Source organism: Aeromonas sp. 602658, assembly GCF_049173005.1.
GTDB lineage: Bacteria > Pseudomonadota > Gammaproteobacteria > Enterobacterales > Aeromonadaceae > Aeromonas > Aeromonas veronii_A.
Map to the genome: position 1 here is coordinate 51,089 of NZ_JAAKRF010000021.1, position 9,963 is coordinate 61,051.

Genomic DNA, 9,963 nt, shown 5'->3' on the forward strand with positions numbered 1-9,963 from the left:
TATCCGATCAAGCTTCTGCATCTTGTTGCAAACGACTCCACATCGCCTGCACCAGTTTTTCATCCTCTTCAGATAGCTCACCTTGCAAGATCGCCTCGTTGAGGCTGCGCAGCACATAGCTCTTGACGTCCCGCACCAGGGTCTTGCCTTCCAGCTCGGCCCGGGCAACGGCCAATGAGATATGACCTCGCAGGTAACCCCCCGCAAACAGCTCATCGTCGGTCGCGGTGGCAACCATGCTGTCGATCAGTCCCAACAACTTGTGCTCAAAATCGTGAATCGTCATGTAACGCAGCCTCATTTGCGGCAAAAAATTCGGGAGTATGGAACCGCAATCCGGTTGATTGCAGCTCTCTGGCGCCAGGCCAGCAGCGTCCTTGGCGTCCTATTCCGGGTTGGCCACCGGGTAGATGACCTGATCCTTGTATCCCGTGGTTATTCGCAGATAACCACGCAACGCCCGGTTTAATTGCGGATCATCGGTGTCCACCAGCAGCGGCCTGCCCGCAAGGGCGGCAAGCTTGGCTTTGGTTGCCAGCACCTGGATATTGTCCAGCCCGACACACCGAATCACCTCAGGACTCAATTGCTGATTTCCGCGCCCGAACAGATGTCCCTGTCCGCCTATCAGGGTAATGATCAGTCGGCAGCGACGGCCGCGGATCCGGGTCAGGATCTCGGCGGCGCTGAGATCCTGCCCGATAAGTCGGCCATTTTCCACCAGATCCACACCGAGCAAAGTATTTTCCAGACCGAGCTCTGCCATACAGGCTGCCACCGTGCTGCCGGAGCCCATCAGATAGAGGGTATCGGGCTCCATCTGCTCCACCACACCGGCGGCGAGATCAGCCAACACCAGCTCTTCGGACTCCTTGCCCCCCTGTTTTACCGCCTGTACATAACGCAGATCACCGGGCACCTTCAGCTGGCCGTAGTGGCGGGCCCGCACCTTGCCCGCGCGAAACGCCTCCTCGTCGATGTCGCGCACCTCGGCATCGATCAGGCTGAGCAGTTCCCCTGCGATCATCCGCGCCACCACCCGCCCGCTGGCAGCGGGCGTCACCCCGTAGACGCCGGAGTGGATCTTGCACCCCGCGGGAATGCCGAGCACATGGCAGGACTCCCCCACCGCGGCGCAGATATCCCGCGCCGTGCCATCGCCACCGGCAAACAGCAGCAGATCGACCCCGGCTTCGCGCATCAACTCGGCAGCGTGGCGGGTATCACCGGCCGAGGTGCTCTCCCCGACCGGTTGATAGATGACCCGACAGGGCAACCCCAGCTCGCGGGCCACCGTCTCCCCCATCTCTCCTGCTACCGTCAGCAGTTCAAACGGGACGCTCAGCTCGCACAGTGGCAACAAGGCTTGCCGCGCCCGCTCCTGCGCCTTGGGCACAGCGCCACGGGCCAGCGCCTCGGCAACCACACCGTCACTGCCCTTGAGCCCCACTGCGCCGCCAATCCCGGCGACCGGATTAATAATGAACCCTAATCGAAACATGCCTGCCTCCCTTGCGATGGCCCCCATTTTTATCTTTTCGCCCCTCTGGGACAAGCAGTGGCACCCCTGCTAGAATTCGCATCTTCAATTTTCCAACCAATGTTCAATCAAGGTTCAATCATGCTGGAATGGGTTCTTGATCCCTCCGCCTGGGTCGCTCTCGCTACCCTTACCCTGCTCGAAATCGTGCTGGGCATCGACAACATCATCTTTATCTCCATCCTGGTAGGTCGCCTGCCGGAGGCTCAGCGCCAAAAAGCGCGTATTCTGGGTCTGGGGCTCGCCATGGGTACCCGGATCCTGCTGCTGCTCTCGCTGGCCTGGGTGATGCGCCTCACCGATCCGCTCTTCACCGTGCTGGGTGAAGCCATCTCCGGCCGCGATCTGATCCTGCTGCTGGGGGGCCTGTTCCTCATCGGCAAGAGTGCTCACGAGATCCACGTCACCCTGGAAGGGGCGGCCGAGCCGGAGAGCGTCAGCAAAGCGGCCTCGGGCTTTATCAGCACCCTGATCCAGATCGCCATCCTCGATATCGTGTTCAGCCTCGACTCGGTGATCACCGCAGTCGGTATGGCCGATCACGTGCCGGTGATGGTGCTGGCCATCATGATCGCCGTCTTCATCATGATGTTTGCCGCCAAATCCATCGGTGATTTCGTCGACAGCCACCCCACCATCAAGATGCTGGCCCTCTCCTTCCTCACCCTGGTCGGTTTCGCCCTGATGGCCGAGGGGATGGATCTGCACATACCGAAAGGCTACATCTACTTCGCCATGGCCTTCTCGCTGGTGGTGGAGATGATCAACATCCGCTTGCGCAAGCACAGCGAGGTCGACACAGGGAAGTAGTGTCGCCGGATCAAAAAGAGCGCCTCTCGGGGCGCTCTTTTGTTATGCACACGGCATGCTGCCGGATAGAGATCACTGGTTGGCAATCACAATGGCAACCCGGCGGTTTTCTGCTCGTCCGGCTGCGCTCTTGTTGTCCGCAACCGGGGCCGTCTCACCGCGGCCACGGATCTCAAGATTGGCGGGCATCATCCCCACCGAGATCAGCACATCTGCCACCGATTGGGCTCGTTTCAGAGAGAGCTGCTGGTTGTAGCTGCTCTCGCCCGTATTGTCGGTATGGCCATCCACCCTCGCCTTGTCGAGCCCGACCCCAAGCAGGGCCTTGCCCAGTTTTTCCACTATCAGCCGGGTCTGCGGATTGAGTTCACCCACATTGTTGGCAAACAGCACCCGGTTGGCCAGATCCAGTGTCCAGCCCTCATCGGTCAGATAGAAACCTTGCTCCTTCAATACTGCCAGCTGTTCCGGGGTCAACCCCCTGGGGGTGCTCTGACAACCCGCCAGCAGAGAGAACAACAGGCCCAGCACGACAGCCTTGATGGAGAGGGATAGTTTCATTGTTATGACTCCTTTACACCTTGACTCACGCCGATTTGGCGGCCTCAACCTCCTCACGGCGTGTACGTTTTGCCAAATACATGGCTTTGTCTGCCAGCTCGCACAGCTCGCTGGCGCGGGTCCCGGGTTGATGGATGGCAAAACCGATGCTGATCCCTGCCACCAGTTGCTGTCCATCCCGCAATACCACAGGATCACTCATCGCCTGCTGAATGCGGTCGATCACCTCTTCCACATCCTGCCCCAGATGCACAGGTGTCAGCAGTATGGCGAACTCATCCCCCCCCAGCCGGCAGACCAGATCTCCGGGGCGCAGCTGATGCTGTACCCGCCGGGAGAGGGTCACCAGCACATCGTCACCGGCGTTGTGCCCCAGGGTGTCGTTAATCTGTTTGAAACGATCGCAATCGAGATAAAGCAGGGCGAACGGGGCCCCCCCCTCGCTTACCTCGCCAATGGCATGCTCGAGGCGAGCTTCGAATAACGCCCGGTTGGGCAACCCGGTCAACGCATCATGGGTCGCCTGGTGGAGCAGACTGGCGTTCTCCCGCGCCTGATGAGCCTGCCAGGCTTGCAGCTCATCCAGCAGGGCGTTGAAATCCTCTCCCAGTTCATTGAGCTCGACGATATCGGCCGGTGGCGCCCGCATCCCCAGAGTGCGTTGTCGACGCACCGAGTGGGCGACCTGTGCCAGTTGTCGCAGTGGCGAGGTGATCGCGACCTGCATCCGCCCGGCGACATAGAAGGCGCCCATCACACTCAACACCAGGCAAATCACCATCACCAGCAGCACCGAGAGCAAGAACAGCAACAGATACTCGCCATGACCGCGCAGCTCTATGGTGGCAATCTGATCACCTCCCCGCAGCATGGGATAGGTGACCGGCCCCGGTAACAGCAGGCGGGCAAGATAATCTTCGACTGTGGCCAGTGGATTGCTGACGGGACGAACCCATTTAGCGAGCTGTTGACCATTGGCCAGCACGATACTGGCTTCGGCCACCTCCTCATGGGCGACAATACCGCCAAGCGCCTCGCTCGCTGCCTCTTCATCGTGGAACACCACCGCCGCCTCGGCGCTGTAGCTGATTGCGCGGGCCACCAGCTCCAGATTGTGATCGGCGTAGAAGCGTACTACCAGCAAGGCAATCAGAGTAAAAAAGAGTCCCGCCACGCTGACGGCCGTGATGGCGGCCACCAGATGGGTTCGCCCCAGGCTCTGACGTAGGGTCGGACGACGGGGATCCGCGCTGACCTGTCGTCTCATGGGACCCCCTTGTCGGCACGGGCCAGCTTGAGCACAGCGGGATGTACTCGTACGCCGCTCAGGGCCAGGGCATCGAGGTTCACTTTAAACCGCACTCGCACGCTGTCCGGCGAGGTCTGCAGGCAGAACACCGAGCTGGTGGAACAGTCGTGGTTGTATTCGCTGATGCTGAGCACTGAATGACCCTGCAAGCGCGCAAACAACGCAATCCGGGTCGGCTCGTCGACGACGCCGAGATAGAGCACATCGCAATTATCACTGATGGCCGGATCACTCGCGTCGTAGCGATTGACCTGCACGGCACGGCCATTGGCCTGACGATCGATGGTAAAGAGGGCTCCGGCATACTCCGTCGGCGCCGCCACACATAGGCGCAGCACCGCAGGCTCGGTGGGCCAGCGAGTGTAACTCAGGATATCGAGCACCAGCTCCCTGACCGCCGTCGCCCGGCTCTCTGCGGCCGTTTCCGCCAGCGCGTGAGGCAACAGCAGACCAAACCCTAACAGCAAGGGCGCCAGGCGAGCGGCGAAACGGGGAGAAAAGAGTAACAGCATGATCGGGAAGTGGCAGCCTTGACAACACCGCTGCAGTGGCATAGCGGTTCGGGTACATGTATCCAGATAGTAAGTTGGTGGACACTGGCCTGACAAGTCTCCCGAAACCCTCCCGCCCGGAAGCCGTGTAAAGAAAACAGAGAGCCCGTCTGGTGACGGGCTCTCTGTTGGCTGGCATCCGGAACAACTTACTTCTTGCTGATGCCATATTCCCGCAGCTTGTTGGCGATGGCGGTATGCGACACACCCAGGCGTTTGGCCAGCTGACGGGTCGACGGGAAGGCGGGATAGAGCCGGGCCAGCAGCTGGCTCTCGAAGCGCTTCACCGCATCGTCGAGGTTTCCCTCAAACCACTCGTCGATCAGCGGCATGGTATCGGCCGCCACCGGCAGGTCGATCTGCTCGGGCCCCAGTTCATCCCCTTCCAGCAGGGTCATGGCACGGTAGAGACAGTTGCGCAGCTGACGCACGTTGCCCGGCCAGCGATAGGCGGTCAGGTAGTCTGCCATGTTGCGGGTAAAGCGCGGACGGGGTCGCTGCAACTCGCTGGCAAAGCGGGAGACAAACTGCTGGGCCAGCACCATGATGTCTGCCTTGCGCTCGCGCAGGGGGGGCAGCGCCAGACTGAGCACGTTGAGACGGTAGTAGAGATCCTCGCGGAAGGTTCCTTCGTGCACCAGATCCAGCAACTGCTTCTGGGTGGTGCAGATGAAACGCACGTTGACCTTCACCTCCTGCTCGTCACCGACCCGGCGGAACACCCCATCCTGCAACACCCGCAGGAACTTGGTCTGCAGATGGGGAGACATGTCGCCGATCTCGTCCAGCATCAGGGTGCCGCCGCTCGCCAGCTCCAGCACGCCGCGCTTGCCCTCGGTGTTGTTGCCAAAGGCGCCGGGGGCATAACCAAACAGCTCGCTCTCGGCCACGTTATCGGGCATGGCGGCGCAGTTGAGGGCCATAAAGGGGTGGCTGGAGCGCAGGCTGGCACCGTGACAGGCACGGGCCAGCAGCTCCTTGCCGGTACCGGTCTCACCGACAATCAGCAGCGGCGCGTCCTGCATCGCCAGTTTTCGCGCTTGCGACAGTACCTCTTTCATCTTGGGGCTCTCGGCCTGCAGATGCTCGAAGCCCCCCACTTCCACCGCATGAAGCGCGCTGAAGTGCAGGCCGACCCGACGGGCAGATTTGAGCACCACCACGGCACCAGCCAGCGCCTGCTTGCCGCGGGCTTCTGCCACGAACAGCGGCATCAGATCTGCCAGATACTCTTCGCCATTGAAACTGAGCTTGCAGGTCTGCGGCTTGATCTCGCTCGCCTCCAGCCAGCGGGTGAAGGAGAAACCCTTAACCAGCGAACCGAGCGCCACGCCGCGCACCTCCTCCACCGGCAAGCCGAGGGTGGTGAGGGCCGACTGGTTGGCCTGGGTCACCTTGCCCTTGCTGTCGAGGGAGAAGACCAGGTCCGGCAGCGCCTTGAGCAGCGCCTCGATTTCGTGGTGCTCTCGCTCGGAAGGCATGTAAGGGATGGTCTTGACGTCGTAGACGCCGGGAATGCGGCGGATCTCCGGCATCAGGTGCTGAAAATCACTGAACTCCAGCTCGGGAAAGTTGAGATAGATGATGCCTGAGGTATCGATTTCGATGCCGCGCAGATCGATATTGTGCTCCACCAGGCGGTCGAGCAGTTCCCGGGTCAGGCCCAGGCGGTCTTCACAGCTGACTTCAAGACGCATTCGGGACACACTTCCTAGCTAACTCTATGAATGAGCGGATAATACAGTCTCGATCCCCCCAGTGCGAGCGCCGGCCCATAAAAATGCGGGCCCGCCCCGCTTTCGCAGGCAGGCCCGGGTCAACCGATGACGCTGGTGTGGGGCGCCATTACCGGAGCAACTGATCGGTACGCGCCGCCATGATGAAGTCGTTGCGGTGTAATCCGCCGATCTTGTGGGTCCACCAGCTGACGGTCACCTTACCCCACTCGGTCAGAATGGCCGGATGGTGGAACTCCGCCTCCGCCAGCTCGCCCAGGCGGTTGGTAAAGGCCAGCGCCTCCTTGAAGTTGCGAAACGTAAATTCCCGTCGCAGTTGCAGCGCCCCCTCCTCCACCAGCGGCTGCCAGTCGGGAATAAGCTGCATCAGCTCGCGCAGCTCCTCATCGCTCACCTTGGGGGCATCGGCGCGACACGCTTCACACTGTTGGCTGGCCAGTTCGGACATGGGTTACTCCTGCTTGAATTAATGAAAAATTAATGAAAATGAAATAGGGTTGTTTGCTTTTGGTCAGCTCGCCTGTTTGCCAGCGGCAACCTCAAAACGTGGCGGATAGAGGCCAAGCCGACTGGCCTCGGCCAGAGCAGCCATGATCTCCTCCCCGGTCAGCTGGTAGAGATGATCGAGACTCGGCAGCACAAAATAGGTGGGCTGCATGATGTCGATGCGATACGGGGTGCGCAGCATAGTCAGTAGATCGAAGGGTTGCAGCAGCGGCTTGCCGGAAAGGGCATAAGCTGTCTCGCCGATGGAGGAGAGAATGCCGCCACCGTAGATACGCAGCCCGTCAGGTGTCGCCAAGAGGCCAAACTCCACGGTGAACCAGTAGAGCCGCGCCAGAAAAACCCGCTGCTCCTTGCTCGCCTGCTGCCCCAACTGACCGTAGAGGTGGGTGAAGTGGGCAAAGGCCGGATTGGTCAGCATGGCGCAGTGGCCGAAGATCTCGTGAAAGATATCCGGCTCTTGCAGGTAGTCGAGCTCGTCCCGGCGCCGGATAAAGGTGGCCACCGGAAACTGGCGATTGGCCAGCAGGGCGAAGAAGCGATCGAACGAGATAAGCGCGGGCACCGCCGCCACCGACCAGCCGGTCGCAGGCTGCAAGACGGCGTTGATCTCGGCCAGCTGGGGGATGCGATCACGGGGCAGCCCCAGTCTGTCGAGACCGGCCAGATATTCGTTACACCCCTTGCCATCGAGGGCGGCGAACTGGCGTTCGATCAGGATCTGCCAGGTGCCATGCTCCTCGTTGCTGTAGTGGATCACCCCGTCAGCATCCGGCTGGTGGGCGGTGTAGAAGGTTGCCATAGCGGTTCCATCCTCTGGCGCCACATCAAGGCGCCTTGCCGTTTCATCACGGTTTCACTGTAACGAAATGGCAACAAAAAAAGCAGCCGACCCATGAGTCGGCTGCCTGAAATAGTTGTAAACAAATTGTGACAACCCGCTAACCAATCCCCACTACAGCTTGACCATGATATGGCGCGGCACCGTGTAATCCTCCAGCGCATAGAGGGAGAGATCCTTGCCGTAGCCCGACATCTTCATGCCGCCGTGGGGCATCTCGGAAGTGAGCATGAAGTGGGTATTGATCCAGGTGCAACCATATTGCAGGTGGCTGGCCACCTTGCTGGCGAGGCTCAGATCTTTGGTCCAGACCGACGAGGCGAGGCCATAGTCCGAGTCGTTGGCCCACTGCACCACCTGCTCGGCATCGTTGAAACGGGTCACCGACACCACGGGGCCAAACACCTCGCGGCGCACGATCTCATCCTCCTGCCGGGCCCCGACAATCAGGGTCGGCTCGAAGAAGAAGCCGTTGCCGGGACGGATCTTGCCCCCCGCCGTCACCTCCACATGACCGCTGCTCTGGGCCCGCTCGACAAAGCTGGCGACCCGGTTGCGCTGTCTGTCCGAGATAAGCGGCCCCATCTCCACCCCCTCCTCGTACTGGCTTCCCACCTTGATGGAGGCCACCGCATCGGTCATGGCGGCGACAAACTTGTCGTAGATCTTGCCCTGGGCATAGATACGGCAGGCGGCGGTGCAGTCCTGGCCGGCGTTATAGAAACCGAAGGTGCGAATGCCCGCCACCACCGCCTCCAGATCCGCATCGTCGAAGATGATCACCGGCGCCTTGCCCCCCAGCTCAAGGTGGGTGCGCTTCATGGTGCGGGCGGCGCTCTGCAGGATCTTCTGGCCGGTGGCGATATCGCCGGTGAGCGACACCATCCGCACCAGCGGGTGCTCCACCAGCGGCGCCCCTACACTCTCGCCCCGCCCGCAGATGACGTTGATAACGCCGCGGGGGAAGATCTCGCTGGCCAGTTCGGCAAGCCGCAAAGCGGTGAGCGGGGTCTGCTCGGAGGGTTTGAGCACCACCGTATTGCCCGCCGCCAGCACCGGCGCCATCTTCCAGGCCGCCATCATCAGCGGGTAGTTCCAGGGGGCGATACTGCCCACAACACCAATGGGGTCGCGGCGGATCATGCTGGTGTGCCCCTCGAGATACTCCCCCGCCAGCGGCCCTTGCAGGCAGCGGGCCGCCCCGGCAAAGAAGCGGAAGCAGTCCACCACCGCGGGCAGCTCGTCGTTGAGCACCGCCAGATAAGGTTTGCCGCAGTTGAGGGATTCCAGCGCCGCAAACTCCTCGGCGTGGCGCTCGACGAGATCCGCCAGACGCAGCAGCAGGTTGCTGCGGCTTGCCGGGGTGGTGCGGCTCCACTGGGCGAAGGCGCGCTGGGCACCGTTCACCGCCCGGTTCACCTGTTCGAACGAGGCTTCGGGCACGGCGGCGATCTGTTCGCCGTTGGCCGGGTTGAGAATGGGTTCGGCCTGCCCCTCGCCGGTCACAAACTGGCCATCAATCAAGAGTTGGGTAGAGAGTTTCATGGTTGCATCCTTGCGCACGCGTTGAGTCATCATTTGCCACTGCCAGCGACATCATGGGTGTCGCGAGTAAGGTAGTAGGCAAGCAAAATGGGGATAGTGGTGAAGGCCACTATGATGAGGGCCACCACGTTGGTGACCGGCCTGTCTCGGGGACGGATCAGCTCCTGATACATCCAGATGGGCAGCGTGGTCTGCTGGCCCGCAGTGAAGGTAGTAACGATCACTTCGTCAAAACTCAGGGCAAAGGCCAGCATGCCCCCCGCCAGCAGCGCCGTGGCCAGATTGGGCAGGATCACGTAGCGCAGGGTCTGGAAGCCGTCGGCCCCGAGATCCATCGACGCCTCGATGAGGCTCTGGTTGGTGCGGCGAAAACGGGCCAGCGCATTGTTGTAGACCACCACCACACAGAAGGTGGCGTGGCCGATAACGATGGTCCAGAAGCTGAACGGGATCTCCATCAGGCCGTAGGCCGAGCGCAGCGCGATACCGGTGACGATACCGGGCAGCGCGATGGGCAGCACCAGCAACAGCGACACCACCTCCTGACCGAAGAAGCGGCTGCGGGC

The 9,963-nt window shown here is 61.4% G+C and carries 11 protein-coding genes; 1 reads left to right on the forward strand and 10 read right to left on the reverse strand.

Going from position 1 to position 9,963, the window contains the following annotated elements:
- Positions 1 to 7: 7 nt before the first annotated feature.
- Both G5253_RS14535 and G5253_RS14540 read right to left on the reverse strand, forming a co-directional pair.
- Positions 8 to 286 (reverse strand): YfcL family protein, encoded by a 279-nt coding sequence (locus G5253_RS14535; RefSeq protein WP_005333639.1) that lies wholly within the window; start codon positions 284 to 286, stop codon positions 8 to 10.
- A gap of 99 nt (positions 287 to 385) precedes the next feature.
- Positions 386 to 1,501 (reverse strand): ATP-NAD kinase family protein, encoded by a 1,116-nt coding sequence (locus tag G5253_RS14540; RefSeq protein ID WP_266134816.1) that lies wholly within the window; start codon positions 1,499 to 1,501, stop codon positions 386 to 388.
- A 120-nt stretch (positions 1,502 to 1,621) separates the two neighbouring features.
- Between G5253_RS14540 and G5253_RS14545 the strand changes: the two genes are divergently transcribed.
- Positions 1,622 to 2,350 (forward strand): TerC family protein, encoded by a 729-nt coding sequence (locus G5253_RS14545; protein WP_266134815.1) that lies wholly within the window; start codon positions 1,622 to 1,624, stop codon positions 2,348 to 2,350.
- 72 nt (positions 2,351 to 2,422) lie between these two features.
- Here the strand turns inward: G5253_RS14545 and G5253_RS14550 are convergent, their stop codons facing one another.
- From G5253_RS14550 to G5253_RS14585, 8 genes are all read right to left on the reverse strand, one after another.
- Positions 2,423 to 2,911: an OmpA family protein gene (locus G5253_RS14550; RefSeq protein ID WP_227342665.1), complete on the reverse strand. Its 489-nt coding sequence runs from the start codon at positions 2,909 to 2,911 to the stop codon at positions 2,423 to 2,425.
- 25 nt (positions 2,912 to 2,936) lie between these two features.
- Positions 2,937 to 4,178 carry a diguanylate cyclase domain-containing protein gene (locus G5253_RS14555; RefSeq protein ID WP_266134814.1) on the reverse strand — a complete coding sequence of 414 codons (1,242 nt, stop codon included), beginning with the start codon at positions 4,176 to 4,178 and terminating at the stop codon, positions 2,937 to 2,939.
- Positions 4,175 to 4,732, reverse strand: coding sequence for a YfiR family protein (locus G5253_RS14560; RefSeq protein WP_216978930.1), 558 nt, complete (start codon positions 4,730 to 4,732; stop codon positions 4,175 to 4,177). Before G5253_RS14560 ends, G5253_RS14555 begins: the two co-directional genes overlap by 4 nt.
- Positions 4,733 to 4,920: 188 nt before the next feature.
- Positions 4,921 to 6,468, reverse strand: coding sequence for a transcriptional regulator TyrR (gene tyrR / locus G5253_RS14565; RefSeq protein WP_005333656.1), 1,548 nt, complete (start codon positions 6,466 to 6,468; stop codon positions 4,921 to 4,923).
- A 148-nt stretch (positions 6,469 to 6,616) separates the two neighbouring features.
- On the reverse strand, positions 6,617 to 6,955 hold the full coding sequence (locus G5253_RS14570; RefSeq protein ID WP_042052889.1) for a 4a-hydroxytetrahydrobiopterin dehydratase: 339 nt from the start codon (positions 6,953 to 6,955) through the stop codon (positions 6,617 to 6,619).
- A gap of 63 nt (positions 6,956 to 7,018) precedes the next feature.
- A complete protein-coding gene (phhA, locus tag G5253_RS14575; protein WP_266134813.1) occupies positions 7,019 to 7,813 on the reverse strand; it encodes a phenylalanine 4-monooxygenase in 795 nt (264 codons plus the stop codon).
- 153 nt (positions 7,814 to 7,966) lie between these two features.
- Positions 7,967 to 9,397 carry a gamma-aminobutyraldehyde dehydrogenase gene (locus tag G5253_RS14580; RefSeq protein ID WP_040069353.1) on the reverse strand — a complete coding sequence of 477 codons (1,431 nt, stop codon included), beginning with the start codon at positions 9,395 to 9,397 and terminating at the stop codon, positions 7,967 to 7,969.
- 29 nt (positions 9,398 to 9,426) lie between these two features.
- A partial coding sequence (locus G5253_RS14585) for an ABC transporter permease (RefSeq protein ID WP_421203611.1) occupies positions 9,427 to 9,963 on the reverse strand: 537 nt, incomplete at its 5' end.

Excerpts from the sequence above, each read along its gene's own strand:
- G5253_RS14535 (WP_005333639.1), bottom strand. The coding sequence starts at position 286 with ATGACGATTCACGATTTTGAGCACAAGTTGTTGGGACTGATCGACAGC.
- G5253_RS14540 (WP_266134816.1), bottom strand. The coding sequence starts at position 1,501 with ATGTTTCGATTAGGGTTCATTATTAATCCGGTCGCCGGGATTGGCGGC.
- G5253_RS14545 (WP_266134815.1), top strand. The coding sequence starts at position 1,622 with ATGCTGGAATGGGTTCTTGATCCCTCCGCCTGGGTCGCTCTCGCTACC.
- G5253_RS14550 (WP_227342665.1), bottom strand. The coding sequence starts at position 2,911 with ATGAAACTATCCCTCTCCATCAAGGCTGTCGTGCTGGGCCTGTTGTTC.
- G5253_RS14555 (WP_266134814.1), bottom strand. The coding sequence starts at position 4,178 with ATGAGACGACAGGTCAGCGCGGATCCCCGTCGTCCGACCCTACGTCAG.
- G5253_RS14560 (WP_216978930.1), bottom strand. The coding sequence starts at position 4,732 with ATGCTGTTACTCTTTTCTCCCCGTTTCGCCGCTCGCCTGGCGCCCTTG.
- tyrR (WP_005333656.1), bottom strand. The coding sequence starts at position 6,468 with ATGCGTCTTGAAGTCAGCTGTGAAGACCGCCTGGGCCTGACCCGGGAA.
- G5253_RS14570 (WP_042052889.1), bottom strand. The coding sequence starts at position 6,955 with ATGTCCGAACTGGCCAGCCAACAGTGTGAAGCGTGTCGCGCCGATGCC.
- phhA (WP_266134813.1), bottom strand. The coding sequence starts at position 7,813 with ATGGCAACCTTCTACACCGCCCACCAGCCGGATGCTGACGGGGTGATC.
- G5253_RS14580 (WP_040069353.1), bottom strand. The coding sequence starts at position 9,397 with ATGAAACTCTCTACCCAACTCTTGATTGATGGCCAGTTTGTGACCGGC.